Source organism: Candidatus Methylarchaceae archaeon HK02M2 (assembly GCA_024256165.1).
In the GTDB taxonomy this organism is placed as follows: Archaea; Thermoproteota; Nitrososphaeria; order Nitrososphaerales; family JACAEJ01; genus HK02M2.
Genome location: JAKLZG010000042.1, coordinates 1 through 13,275 on the forward strand (window position 1 = coordinate 1; position 13,275 = coordinate 13,275).

General features: G+C 36.0%; 14 protein-coding genes, 2 tRNA genes and 1 rRNA gene. 10 read left to right on the plus strand and 7 right to left on the minus strand.

Annotation, left to right across the window (positions count from 1 at the left end; genetic code table 11):
* The coding region (locus L6N96_03340) for a hypothetical protein (GenBank protein ID MCP8323196.1) at nucleotides 1–1,363 on the plus strand (1,363 nt) is incomplete at its 5' end.
* A 34-nt stretch (nucleotides 1,364–1,397) separates the two neighbouring features.
* Here L6N96_03340 and L6N96_03345 read toward each other — a convergent pair.
* From L6N96_03345 to L6N96_03360, 4 genes are all read right to left on the minus strand, one after another.
* Nucleotides 1,398–2,075 (minus strand): hypothetical protein, encoded by a 678-nt coding sequence (locus L6N96_03345; protein MCP8323197.1) that lies wholly within the window; start codon nucleotides 2,073–2,075, stop codon nucleotides 1,398–1,400.
* Nucleotides 2,076–2,228: 153 nt separating this feature from the next.
* Nucleotides 2,229–2,365 (minus strand): 5S ribosomal RNA (gene rrf, locus L6N96_03350).
* 121 nt (nucleotides 2,366–2,486) lie between these two features.
* Entirely contained in the window at nucleotides 2,487–3,929 is a 1,443-nt protein-coding gene (locus tag L6N96_03355; protein ID MCP8323198.1) for a 4-vinyl reductase, read from the minus strand.
* Nucleotides 3,930–4,054: 125 nt separating this feature from the next.
* Nucleotides 4,055–5,323 carry a hypothetical protein gene (locus L6N96_03360; GenBank protein MCP8323199.1) on the minus strand — a complete coding sequence of 423 codons (1,269 nt, stop codon included), beginning with the start codon at nucleotides 5,321–5,323 and terminating at the stop codon, nucleotides 4,055–4,057.
* Between the two features lie 418 nt (nucleotides 5,324–5,741).
* On the opposite strand from L6N96_03360, the gene L6N96_03365 reads away from it, so the two are divergent.
* Together L6N96_03365 and L6N96_03370 are read left to right on the plus strand one after the other, a co-directional pair.
* Nucleotides 5,742–5,935, plus strand: a tRNA-Trp gene (locus L6N96_03365).
* Nucleotides 5,936–6,620: 685 nt separating this feature from the next.
* Nucleotides 6,621–6,696 (plus strand) — tRNA-Pro (locus L6N96_03370).
* 220 nt (nucleotides 6,697–6,916) lie between these two features.
* On the opposite strand, the gene L6N96_03375 is transcribed toward L6N96_03370, so the two are convergent.
* Nucleotides 6,917–7,183 carry a hypothetical protein gene (locus L6N96_03375; GenBank protein MCP8323200.1) on the minus strand — a complete coding sequence of 89 codons (267 nt, stop codon included), beginning with the start codon at nucleotides 7,181–7,183 and terminating at the stop codon, nucleotides 6,917–6,919.
* A gap of 134 nt (nucleotides 7,184–7,317) precedes the next feature.
* Here L6N96_03375 and L6N96_03380 point away from each other — a divergent pair, with 134 nt between their 5' ends.
* Genes L6N96_03380 through L6N96_03410 form a run of 7 tightly spaced genes read left to right on the plus strand, consistent with a single transcriptional unit; the run spans nucleotide 7,318 to nucleotide 11,068 of the window.
* Complete coding sequence (locus tag L6N96_03380) at nucleotides 7,318–7,566, plus strand: ferrous iron transport protein A (protein ID MCP8323201.1); 249 nt, start codon at nucleotides 7,318–7,320, stop codon at nucleotides 7,564–7,566.
* A gap of 2 nt (nucleotides 7,567–7,568) precedes the next feature.
* Nucleotides 7,569–7,820 carry a ferrous iron transport protein A gene (locus L6N96_03385; GenBank protein MCP8323202.1) on the plus strand — a complete coding sequence of 84 codons (252 nt, stop codon included), beginning with the start codon at nucleotides 7,569–7,571 and terminating at the stop codon, nucleotides 7,818–7,820.
* Entirely contained in the window at nucleotides 7,820–8,524 is a 705-nt protein-coding gene (locus tag L6N96_03390) for a 50S ribosome-binding GTPase (protein ID MCP8323203.1), read from the plus strand. Before L6N96_03385 ends, L6N96_03390 begins: the two co-directional genes overlap by 1 nt.
* Complete coding sequence (gene feoB / locus L6N96_03395) at nucleotides 8,521–9,816, plus strand: ferrous iron transport protein B (protein MCP8323204.1); 1,296 nt, start codon at nucleotides 8,521–8,523, stop codon at nucleotides 9,814–9,816. The genes L6N96_03390 and feoB overlap by 4 nt, the downstream gene beginning before the upstream one ends.
* Before the next feature lie 19 nt (nucleotides 9,817–9,835).
* A complete protein-coding gene (locus L6N96_03400; protein ID MCP8323205.1) occupies nucleotides 9,836–10,309 on the plus strand; it encodes a hypothetical protein in 474 nt (157 codons plus the stop codon).
* A 6-nt stretch (nucleotides 10,310–10,315) separates the two neighbouring features.
* The gene (locus L6N96_03405) at nucleotides 10,316–10,579 is read left to right on the plus strand and encodes a winged helix-turn-helix transcriptional regulator (protein ID MCP8323206.1); all 264 of its coding nucleotides are present in this window, start codon (nucleotides 10,316–10,318) and stop codon (nucleotides 10,577–10,579) included.
* Nucleotides 10,580–10,612: 33 nt separating this feature from the next.
* On the plus strand, nucleotides 10,613–11,068 hold the full coding sequence (locus L6N96_03410; GenBank protein ID MCP8323207.1) for a metal-dependent transcriptional regulator: 456 nt from the start codon (nucleotides 10,613–10,615) through the stop codon (nucleotides 11,066–11,068).
* An 80-nt stretch (nucleotides 11,069–11,148) separates the two neighbouring features.
* Here the strand turns inward: L6N96_03410 and L6N96_03415 are convergent, their stop codons facing one another.
* Nucleotides 11,149–11,775, minus strand: a complete 627-nt coding sequence (locus tag L6N96_03415; protein ID MCP8323208.1) for a LysE family translocator — start codon at nucleotides 11,773–11,775, stop codon at nucleotides 11,149–11,151.
* A gap of 250 nt (nucleotides 11,776–12,025) precedes the next feature.
* On the minus strand, nucleotides 12,026–13,237 hold the full coding sequence (locus L6N96_03420; GenBank protein MCP8323209.1) for a CBS domain-containing protein: 1,212 nt from the start codon (nucleotides 13,235–13,237) through the stop codon (nucleotides 12,026–12,028).
* Nucleotides 13,238–13,275: the final 38 nt, after the last annotated feature.

The following is a 13,275-nucleotide window of genomic DNA, read 5'->3' on the forward strand; positions in this document are numbered from 1 at the left end:
AGATACTAAAAGAAAGATGTTTTCACGTGCTATACTTTATCCAATTTTAATCAAGTTCGAACCAATGGGTGAATTTAGGGCAGTTAGAATGGTAGTTACTATCTATAAAAGTGGAGTGGGTTGCATAAGCTTCTGGCTTTACCCCGCTGATCAAGAGTTGAAGGTGGATGAGATGATGGATTTAGTTGGAAATAATATTGAAGTAGATGTTGCTTTACCTATCAACTTAGGAGAGGCAGTTAAGCTAGATAGATTAGATGATATGATAAAGGAGGCAAAAAAGTATTGTAAAATAGATTTAAAAAGAAAAGAGGAATCGGACGAAAAAGCGAACCAGAATGAGATAGCTAAAGAATTTAATATAACCTATTCTTGTTACCACTGCAATTTTTTTGATCTATCCATGATTTATAAATTCTTGATTGAAGCTCTGTATCTCGACTATTTAGGTAAAAAGAGAAACCTTGAAAACTTCAACTTACTTGAAAAAACAAGTCCACATCAACGCAATCTACTCATTCTTTATGAATTCTTAAAAAATGTCAAAAACCCTTTTGAAGAAATAGTTAAGACTTATCCAAGGCAGGTTCGAGCGCTATTCACAAAAGATAAAGAATTCAAAACTAGAACATCATCTACGGTCCATAACGATTTAATCGATCTCTCTCAAAGTCTTGAAATAAGTCATTTTTTGTCACCAAACGCTATGCTCTTAATCTGTTCGAGCAAGATTTGGGATGATGTTAGGAGGAGCAGCAACAATAAACTCATGGCCCCAAAACTCGATGAGATTTCGGAAAATTTCATAAATTTTGAAATCTTGTATCATTTAAGGGTGCTAACAGAGATTTATGATTCATTCTTGACAGAAATATTGGATATGGATGAGGTTGCTATTGAACAATTCAAGAATGCTGAAAAGATGGTAACCCATGGGCTAGAGGAGGCTCACTTTCTTATTCGCACGGTACTTAATCCTTCAAGAAGTTGGTGGTCTTTTGCTGAAGAGAAGCTAGGAATCAAGGAACTGAATATAACTGTTGAGAAAAAACTTAAGATGGTAAGAAGAAGTATTGCCGAAAAAAGGCATGAAGAATATCTTAAAACACAGATAGATTTGGTGAATAAGATAGAAAAGAGCGGTAAGTCTACCGAGGTATTATTAAATGATGTGGGTAAGATTGGAAATAGGATGAAGGATTTTATCTTTTATATTTTTGCTTTGACCTTTGTCTCAATATTTAATCAAGTAATGCTAAGCGATTGGCGTATTGCTCTTCTGACATTCATAATAATTCCAATTATCTGGCTTCTCCTATTCCATAGAGAAACTGTATCGAAAGTTATGTCGAAATTAAGATGAAGGTTTTCTTTACATGGCCATGACCTAGATAAATCTAAGAATTTTGATATTCTCTAGCTTTATCAAGCATTTTTAGTAACGCATAGAAGGTTTCATTAGAGGGAAATGTTTGTTTATCATGCATACGAGATTGTACACATAAGATTTTTTTTAAATCACAAACATTGTATTTTAAATCAAATATAATAGTTGGTCTATTGGGTCTATAAAAAGGGAGAGCCAATGGCAAGAGTAACTTGCGCATTACAGGGCAACTAACAAATATAAAAGCACCATTTTTTGTATCATTCTTAAAAAAAGAATATAAAAATTCTTTTTCTATGAAATCTTCCGTCATACTTATGATTTTTAATTTACTTCCCAATTTATCAAATCTCTCTTTTAAAATTCCTATTTGACATGGATAAGGTTCATCCTTTTTACTACATTTATCACATTCCTTCGACCTTATTCCTGCTTTGTCTTTAGGACAATCTAATGATTTTTGACAATAACCAACATAGGCTGTGACTTGCTGAGGGTATTTGGCAATGAATTTTGACATGAAATCAAGACTATTAACATTGATTAATGTTAAACCATTTTCAACTTTAAAATTTCTATATGCTTTAATAGCATTACCAAAGTTAATTTTATGAGGGTATCTGATAGCGAAACTAAATAATGGACTGATAGCTCTGAGAAATAAAGGTAGATGTGATTCTTTTCTCAATTAGTTTAATCTACAAAATAAATAACCTTTTAAAACATTCTGTTCTAGCTTGAATCCTAGTCCCCAGCTATGTATTATTGCTAAGCCCTCTTATACAAGAGTAAAGATAATTGACAAAAAATCGATAAAGATTAACTTTCTCATACAAGAATTAGGCGCCGGCACCGTTGCTTCGCGAGGGCTCTCGCACCTAACTAACACAACGGCGACAACAGGTTTGACTTCTCCCCCTCCTAAGAGTCTGGGTTCGGAATGAGACCAGGTCGGACCCCGTTGCTATGGCCGGCTAGATAAAAGAAACTAAAAGGTAGTAAATTAATTTTGCTATAAAAAGTTAGTTAGATAGATAAAATAGAGTTAAAAATACACATAATTTAATTTATCATTTATCAAACTTTACTATGTAATTTTCTAATTTTTAACTGTTAGTTCAAATTCACAACAATTATTACCTAAAGCTTTACATTTGATTTCTTTACAATTTATTTTGCGTTTAAATGTAAGTGAGCAAGCTCCTGTAAGACCTCCAACTATCGCCTTACAAATTGGTTTAACTGATTTTATACCTTCGCAGAAAAAGCATTTATCTACTTTTATCTGAAAAGTAGTTGCTGAAACTTTATTGATGTCGCAATCCAATTTAAAACCAACATGTAAAACCATCTTAATGATTTTTGGAAGATATTTTATATTTAAACGAATATTCTCATTCTCAAGATATTTCATATCCTTGATAGCTTTCAATCTGCCTGTAATTTCATGAAATTTTTCCTCCATATAGAGTAAACTGTCCAAAGATTCTAAGTTAAGCTCTGTTCTATCTCCGAAGAAAATCTTTAAAAACTCATAAATGGCTTTCTTATCTGCAACAAATACATCTACTGGAACAGTACGGAATTCTGGAGACCTTAGTAAGTATAGTGCCAATTTCAAAGGAAGCTTTAAAGCAAGCTTTGTTTTCCAACTTATATCTTTTTCAAATTTATCTTCTTGTTCAATATTTTTATCGCATTTAACGACTTGTATATTGCCCATTATGTGCCATTTTGCAATACTCTCCAAAATTTCATCAAACCTATCATAAAAGAGGGTTTGGAGAAAATACAGACTTTTTCCCTTTATCTGGGATAGTAGCCAATAATCACGGTTTGATAGACTTACAGGTACGCCGGTACCGACTTTTACCCGTAAAGATGGGAGCTCTTTTTTATAGCTTTCGACTCTATTCTTTATCTCATCTAATGTTATTCTAGGAAGTTTATCGGTGAACTCCCCTTCCCACTCTATAAGGACTTTAAGCCCATCGTGTTTATATCTAAATTCACGGAGGTGCCATTCTGGTTTGCAAATGCGCTTTACTATAAAACTTAAATCAAACTCTTTCTCAGAACGTTTTACATTTACTTCTATCACACCATTTACAATAGATATTAACTTTTTCTCTAGATCGCTGAAAGTGCCTTTTGGTAAAAGATAAAATTCAACTGTTTTATTATTCAAAGTTTGTTCACGCCAAACTCCGATAAGGCGTAAAATTGCTTCTGAGCCATACTTTATTAAAAAGTCTGGGAGATAATTATGGATTATTACAGAACCTTTTGACTCGTCCCTTAATCTATTTATTGTTACACTAGCATCAGAAGGAGATAATTCACTTACAGAAACAATCTGACCTCTGGATGTTTCAACATCATAGGATACAAATTCAATGGGTTTTTTGAGTATAGCATTTAACAGATTTTTAGCTTCCATATAACTTTCATCGAGTACAAGGATTGATGAGCCATAATTTATTGTGACTATTTCATCGAAAATTTCATGCCCTGTGTAGAATCTGTCCACTTTTAAATTCATATATTAGAAGCTATTTTATTTAATAAGATTTATAGTCTAGAATTCTATACTTGACATTTAGTTATTAGATTTTATTATTGAATCCATTATTTTGGATAGAGAGAATTATTTATAATTATAATATTTTAGATTAAATGTCTCTGAAGTCTCATGATGTCATCGGGTATCGTTCTTTTGATCTTTTCAAAATCATTCAGTGAAGAAAAGAATAGTTTCGTTGTTACATAATTCTTATTCCTAATCAATAACTTTCTGAGGTTAAAGAGCCTGATAAACCTGAAACCTTGAATGAGGCCTTGTTTATCAATAATTTTATCTAGGTTATCCGGAATATTAAACTTCTCTATTCCTTTTAAGAAGATCATATCTGCAAGTTTTATCGTATCTAAAAAGATGCCTTCTTCTCCCAACCTTCTCACTATTTCATGTGAGCTTTTCTCTGTAAGGTCTCTTTCAGAGATAACTCCCTTTTCAAGGGCAAGAATTACAGCACTATTTACGGAATTGGTACTCAAATCTTCGTATATGTCTTGGACATCATCGTAGACCAGAGTTGATTTGAAGACAAGAGAGTTGCCTATTTTTAAGGTATTAATCGCCTGTAATTGATCTTTATTTAAAAATTTTAGCCCACTTTCTAAAAAGCATAAGTCGATGTCTATCCATAAATCCCCAATGCTCTTTTCAGAGATGTACTTTATGTACTCTTCTATACTAGGTATCCTGCCTTTTCTATCAGCCTTATGCTTTACAGAATCTGCTTGACCCTTGACCCACTTCGCAGCATCTTTTAGGTAAAAATCATACATCTTAGGTGCATAATACTGACATGAACTTGCAGATTCATAGACCCATGTTTCCATCTTAAAGGCGGAATTCTCAGCTTGAGTTATAATCGGATCATCGGTTCTATTTCTATTCATGTATCCTCCTTTGCTATGTGCAGATAACCAATTCCAGAGTGAGTCGACTGCTTGAGATACATTATGAATTTCATCATTAAGATTATCCAGCAATTTGATGTTTGTCCCAAAAGATGTTTTCGCAAAAATAGCCCTCACAATTTCTTGAAAATTACATACTTTATATAAGAAGGGTAATGAGCTTATCGTTGCTATATAAGCTGCATAAATCCAATGCTTTTCTTTCACATAACCAAGGTTGATTATAGAAGAGTAATTTAGGCACTCAGGATCATCGAATAGATCATATAATTTGTACCTAAATCTTTTCATAGTTTCGTTTAAGAAGTGGTAAGTTGATTTGATCTTCAAAGATGGGTAATGATTACAAGAAAGAAGCCAAAGAATCGAGCTAGCCTTATAAAGAGAGTTCAGTCCTTCTTTTTTAAATGGTACAACACGAGGCTTTGCTCTTTGCCTCCTTACTGGCACCTTCAGCTTGGATATAATCTTGCCGAGGGCCAAAATGGATTCGGGCCATAGAGCAGAATTCTATATTATAAATTTATGTGTTAATTTAACGTATTAATTTGTTATCTATGTGTTATATATGCGTGATGATTTATAAATCTTCATTTTTTTTCAAAAATATAGCGGGGAGAGTTTTTAATTTAAATTTTTAGAGACCATTTTTCATTCAAGTTATGAGGAGTTCTCAATACAATTATAATAGTTGAGTATAAATTCTGTTAGGCTAAGATTTGCACTATAAAGGATATCATTCCTTAGAACTTGCAGAATTTATTATAATACAATAGAATAAATTATAATATTTATAGAATTTGAAATTTAATCGATTTTTCACTATAATAAAGTTTAAGAAATCCCTGAAACTTAGATTCTTTATGTTGGGGTCGTGGTCTAGCAAGGTTTCCTCGGGAGCCCTAGAAGACTTTATTAGGATTTTCCTAGTAAGTTGTTATCTAGTAAGGTAGGACGGCAGGCTCCAGAGGGTATTCTATAGGTTCACTGACTAATTGGATGATGTGCTTCTGGAGCGGAGGAACCTGTAGGTCGTGGGTTCAAATCCCACCGACCCCACCATTCAGTTTATTAATTTTCCTCTTACATATTATTACTGACACCTGATTTAAAGCAGTCCATGAAATTAAGCAATGGATTGAACAAGCAAAGACACTTCCAAGAAAGATTGAATATTAAACAACCTTTTAACACCTCTTTTTTATCTTTTTAGATAGTGTTATTCTCTAATCTAGACTGGATTAACATTAGATGAAGTAAAAGGTCGGATAGGTTGGGATCAGATCTCTACATTGAAAAATGATAGACTATACGAAGTTGATGAAGCCATCCTTACAAGGCCTGGTCCGAGAATAGTAGATGCCATTGAAGTACTCGCCAAACTATTTCATCCAGAGTTATTTGACTAATAATTATCGTAAGCGTATTCATCAATAGATTACGACTCACATATTAAAAAGGACTATGAAAGAGGCAGTTGCTAATACTCCCGGAATTTCTGATGAGCTTTTAGCTTCTCTTTTAGAGCTACCTATAGAAAAGAATAGAAGAAAAAATCTTTAAACTGTTTTCAAGTACACATTAAAAAATAAGGTGTAGGAGCTCCAAACCTGCTCCAGTGGGGCGGGAGGCCAAACCAACCTTTTTTTACGTCCTAGACCAGACTAAACTAACCACCGTCATCCTTAAATTACCTTCAACAGTAATGCTGAATGTCCTATTTTCCCTAAATGGATTACGGACAAAAGGGGTCGTCGTCTAGTTTGGTTTAGGATTCCAGCCTTGGGAGCTGGCGGTCGTGGGTTCAAATCCCACCGACCCCATTATAACCCTTTGAATGCCTACGGCTATTAAAGAGTTAACGGAAAGACACAATTCTACTACTAAGTCATATAAGTTTCTCATACCCTCTTTAATGCTATATTGAATAGGGTACCCTATTCTTAAGATTTTTTTAATGAATTTGATGAGATTGACGATCTTTAAGACTCCCTTCAAATTTATATTCTCGTAAATCACAACGTAGATCACAACAATACTTATTTAGCGAATCTTACGAATATTCCTCTGCCTCAACCCTTTAAGAACAATTCTCCCAATCGATGAAATTTGATAGCATTCTCGTTTATCGATAGGCGGAAGAACTAAAGATGCTTTTATCAATTTTTTAAGATGCCCTTGCAAGATTTCAGGTTTCATTTGAAGTTTTTCACTTAAAGCTATAAAAGTTAAACCACTTGATTTGCTAAATAAGACTCTAAGAATTGCCTGTCTTTCTGGTTTCGATGCAGCATCTTCCATAGATGGCATAGTCTACTTTTCAAGTTCCTAATGGTAGTCCATAAAGATAATCATTTCTATTATTAAGAATATAAAGTGATAAAATAAAGTTTATAAACATGTAATTAGATATTTATAATAATGTTAGGTAAGCCTAACATTCAATGAGTTGTCTTGAATTGAAATTACGTCTGAGTAAAGTGAAGCCAAGTCAAAATAGCCTCATAGTTGATATTAAAGGAAGCAGAGATACTGGACGCCGAATTATGGATATGGGAATTGTCAAAGGATCCGAGATAGAGGTAATCAGACGGGCCCCTTTCGGAAATCCTCTAGAGTTCAAAATTCGAGATTACAATTTAACCTTGAGAAAGATGGAAGCGGAGGACATATACGTTTCTTTGAAGGGATGATTATGGAGATACCTCTTGTTATGCTTCCTGTGGGAGGCAAAGGAATGATTACCAGAATTCGAGGTGGTAGAGGAGTGATTAGGAGATTGAGCTATATGGGATTTATTCCTGGTGTTGAAATAAAAGTTGTATACTCACATGCTTCTCATAATCCTGGACGGGGAGGGCCATTGGTCGTCGAAGTTAAGGACACTCGAATCGCTCTAGGAAGAGGAGTTGCCCTGAAGATCATGGTACAAAAGGTCGTAAATTAATGGCTTACACAGTGGCTCTGATCGGGAACCCAAACGTAGGCAAATCCGTGATCTTCAATAACTTGGTACCTGGCGCAAAGCAGCACGTAGGAAACTGGCCAGGAAAGACTGTAGAAAAGAAAGAAGGTAAATGTTTTCATAAAGGGGTTGAATTGAAGATCGTCGATCTGCCTGGTACTTATAGTCTCACTTCCCGAGTTATTGATGAACTCATAGCAAGAAACTACATCGTAGAGGAGAATCCGGACGTGCTGGTTGATATAGTCGATGCATCAAACATCGAGAGGAACCTTTACCTTACACTTTTGTTGCTTGAGCTCGAAGCAAACTTAGTTGTCGCTTTGAACATGGTGGATATTGCTAAAGATAAAGGTTACACGATCGATGTAAAGAAACTTTCAGAACAACTCGGCGTGACGATTGTTCCAACAGTAGCGACTACAAAGGAAGGTATGGAAGAACTCAAGGATGAAATCATCAAAGCTGTGGAAAGAAAAGATTTGGTAAAGACCAAGATAACTTATGGGGATAAGATCGAAGATTTGATACACTCTATCATAGAGATCATAAAGAAGGATAAGCCCTTGGCACAGAAATATCCACTTAGGTGGTTGGCAATCAAGCTCTTAGAGAAGGATGAAGACGTTCTTGAAAAGATCAAGAATAGCAGATACTACCATGAACTTATGGAGATGATATATTGAGAGCAAGAGAAATCCTTGGGGATGACCCTGAACTCATGTTAGCAGATAAGAGGTACGATCTTATACGCACTATGCTTAAGACTACCTTGGTCAGAGGATCCAAAAAGTGGACCCTATCTGATATGCTGGACAAAGTTTTCCTTCATAAGGTTTTGGGCATACCAGTATTCCTAGCCTTGGCTTGGGTCATGTTCCGGTTCACTTTCGATGCTTCCGCACCGTTTATGGAGATAATCAGCTATTTTTTTAGCTTACTTGCCAAAGCATCATTGGCTATCCCTAACAAATTTCTTGCCTCCCTTGTAGGTGATGGCATCTTTGGTGGATTAGGTTTCATATTGACGTTCATACCTCTCATATTCTTCCTATTCTTTGCAATAGCTATATTGGAAGACAGTGGCTATCTAACTAGAGCAGCCTTCATAATGGATAGGATCATGTTTAAGTTGGGACTTCATGGGAGGTCTTTCATACCTATGCTACTAGGTTTTGGGTGCAATGTACCCGCCATGATGGCAACAAGAAGTATTGAAGGAGAAAAAGATAGACTCATCACACTATTGATCAATCCATTCATGTCTTGTGCTGCAAGACTCCCTATTTATATCCTCATAGCAGGAGCTTTTTTCGGCTCAATGGCGTCGACAGCTATATGGTCAATGTATTTTTTGGGCATCCTTATAGCCATAACATTGGCACTACTTTTAAGAAAGACATTATTGAGAGGAGAACCCGCTCCTTTTATCATGGAACTTCCTTTATACAAAATGCCTACATTCCATGGTTCTGTAATCCACATGTGGGAAAGAGGCGTTCACTTTCTTAAGAAGGCTGGTACATACCTCTTGGTGGGCGCGATCATACTATGGTTTCTATCAAGTTTTCCGTGGGGTGTAGCCCAAGAATCTATTGAACTTTCTTACACAGGACAAATAGGTCATGCTTTAGAACCAATTTTCAGACCCTTGGGGTTTGACTGGAAAATCGTCTCATCTTTAATTTTTGGTATTATGGCCAAGGAGATCGTTGTAGAGTCACTTGGAGTAATCTATGCAGTAGAAGGTGAAGTAGCAATTGCAGGGGCTCTAGTTGCGGATTACACCCCTCTTATCGGTTTCACTTTGATGGCTTTCACCCTATTGTATCTACCTTGCCTTGCATCTGTTGGAACAATGAAAAAGGAAACAGGATCTTGGAAATGGACTATCTTTCAAGTACTCATGTCACTCACCTTGGCTTATACAGTTGGACTAGTTATCACTGCATTAGGGATTGCTTTAGGATACTCATAGAGGTAGTGAAAGAAAAAGAATGGGATTTAATAAAAGGGTTGGAACAGCTATAGGAGCTTACTCCTTATTCATCGGATTAATGTACACCATCTTTGGCATCCTAGAAATATTGATAGGATGGGGAGATTTTGTAGGAACAGGCGCTCCCCTGATCTCACCTATAGAATTCGCGGGAATAAACCTTGTTCCACCAGATGTTTTAGGAGGAATCATGTTGATAATCATTGGAGTAGTCTACCTTAACGGAGTAAGAGAACAGGCAAGGGGCGATCGAGAAGGGTTGTCCTTCCTCCTTGTAGGTAGCCTTCTCGCAACAATATTCTTTGGAGTATTCACGGTTATAATGCTGGCTAATGGAGTAGGATATATGTTCCAGTTTGAAGACTGGTTGCAGTGGGCTTGGTCAGATGATCTAAGGCCTGGAATATGGCTCTTCCTTTTTGCAATACCAGGAGCGTATTTAGCTCTAACTAAAAAAGAATGGAGAGAGTAATTAATATTGATTAAAGAGATTTTGAAAATAATCTACGAAAAAGGTCATTTAAGTAAGAGAGAGATTTCAAACAGTATCGGGATTCAAGAATCTACTTTGGAAGATGTTCTTACTCTACTTTCATCGAAAGGCTACCTGAAAAGGATAGATAGCAGTGAAGAAATGTCAGAGTGTATGAGATGTTCGATAAATAAAGAATGTATGAAAAAACCATCCGATGGTAAAATTTACAATATTACCGAAAAAGGAAAAAATTACTTGAAAAACTAGGTTATTTATTAAAGGAATGATATTAGTTTGGTAATGATGGAAGAGCCAAGTAAGGCTGAAGAGACTTATCTTGAAAGAATCTATGAACTTACTAAGGATAAGGGTTATACAAATGTAGTAGATATTGCAACAGTGCTAAAAGTAAAACCTCCAAGCGTCACTGAAATGCTCCAAAAATTACAAAAACATAAACTTGTTAATTATAAGCGATATCGAGGGGTCACCTTAACTCAAAAAGGTAAAGTTTACGCTAAAAAACTAGAACAGCGTCACGAAACGATAAGAAAATTCTTAGAGATCTTGGGGGTAGATGAAACCATAGCTGATGTGGATGCTTGCGAAATAGAGCACATCATACATCATGAGACAATAGAGAAACTGATAAAATTTTTGAAGTTTATTCAAGAATCACCTAGAAGTCCAAAATGGCTTGAGCACTTCAGATATTATGAGAAAACAAGCAAACACAGATGCCAGGAAACAGAATAAGATAAGATTATTTATTTTTATACCCCCTCTTTTTAAAACTCGATAGAAGTTTTCCGGTAGAACTTCTATCAATTAACATATCAGCCAATGGAGCTGATGATAAAATTGAGTCCAAAATATATTAGGACTCCTCCGAATAAAGCTAAAATTATCTTATACCATTTAAATCCTACCACATCGGTCCCCATCTTTGCGAAATGGGCAACGGCAATAAGCCATACGTAGTCCATCCACACATGACAAAGATACATAAAGACAACACCAGCAAAAGATGCGAATTCGAGGGAAATGATGATAAGCTGTGCCCCGACAGTCAGCCACCAAATAATAAAGAAAGGATTCAAACTAGTAAACGCCAAGCCAATTAGAAGAAGATTGCGATAATTAGCTCTACTTGGTTTATTTTCCTTAAATTTTGAGGTAAGTGAGTCTCGGATTTGTACTGTGCCAAATGCGATCAGAACTATGCCTCCTAAAACTCCAATAATCAACTTAACTGTCTGCTCGCTGGCAATTGTTAAAAGTCCTAAAGCTAAAAGAATCACCAGAGTAAACTCAACTAGAGTGTGAGACACTGAGAACAATAGGCCGCTCTTAGCTCCCGATTCCGCACCATGGGAGACAGTAGCAAAAAATAAAGGACCTGGGGCCAAAGCTCCCGAGGCCGTTACAAGAATAATGGTGACTATGAAGTTAAGTACTTCCATAACACAATTGAGAAATGGGGATCTACATAATAATCTTCCTTAGGAATGATTTCAAAGATTTCAGATTGAGGAAGCGTATCTTCAAAAGTATTTCTGAATGATCATTAATAATTCTTGTACCGAAAAGGGCTTAATCAGATTGTAACGTTAAGAATGATTATTTAGCCTTGAAACAGACACAACATAAAGTAGAAAACCATGAGTCTACATAACCTTATGAATTAGCAGAAATGATAATGAATCGAAAGTTTCATTGAACTATTCTGCCCGTCCTCATAAAATCCCTTGCCGTGACTATGCCCACCATTTCTTCATTGTCCATTACTAACAATTTTTTAATTTTATTGCTCTTCATCAGCTCAACCGCTTTATCTAGAGTTTCACTTTGTCCGATGGAAATTGGAGGCGAAGACATTATTTCTTCAATCTTTGTCGTTTTGGCATTTAAACCTGGTTCCAGAACTCTCTCAAGAATATCCCTATCGGTTATAATCCCTATTGGTTTTTCCTCTTCAACGACTACTACTGATCCAATTTTGAATTTTTTCATCAATTGTACAGCGCTCTGAACATCTGCATCAGGAGATGTAGTTTTTACTGTAGCAGTCATTATATCTTTGACCAGAAGTACCGGCCTAGAAGTTGGTAAAGCGATAATCTGCTTTGCTTTCTTACCCTCAAATTTTTCTAAAAGACTTTCATCAACCATGATGGTGATGGTTCTACTCTCTCTGTCAATTCCTTTTACTTCTGAACGATTGATATACGTACCATCTTCCAAATGGATTCTTACTATATCTCTAGGCGCTAGTCCTGAAGGAGCAACATTATATTCTATGGGTAAAGCCACATAGCCGACACCGATAGTCTCGCTGATGCTCTGCACCCGATAACCCACTGCAAGATAGGTCACCTCACCTTCTTCGTTTAACTCTACTTCTACATCACCCAGCCCCCAATCAGTTATCAATTGCCGTCTTACCCTCTTGGCAAGTTCTTCTACTGGTAGATCGGAGGGAAATATTAATTCCTTACCTGATAACTCCTTCTTCAGGCTGTCCATCACACGGGGCTTTCCAGGTATGTTCCTTATCAGCTTCTCGCTGGGCATCTTTACTATGACATTACTACTCTTTCTCCCCCTGACCAACATCTTGGTAATGGAGATATTGTATTTTTTAATCTGAACCGCCATTTTATCTCCGTACGTCACTCCAATAGCGATGATAAAACTTGCTACCAATATCTGAACTCCTCCACCCACTGTAGGTTGTTCAAGTATAGCTAGAAGACCACCACTTATTCCAACTACTCCTAACCCTATGATTATACCCATTATCGATGAAAACCTTTCTTCTGTAAAGTATCTATAAGCAATGGAGATGAGCATGACCACTAGTGAGGACATACCTCCATAAATAATTCCTAAGAACATTCCTGTGGCTATCTCATCTAGAATCATTTTTTATAATCATATTTTTCTAACGATACTGACTTTTA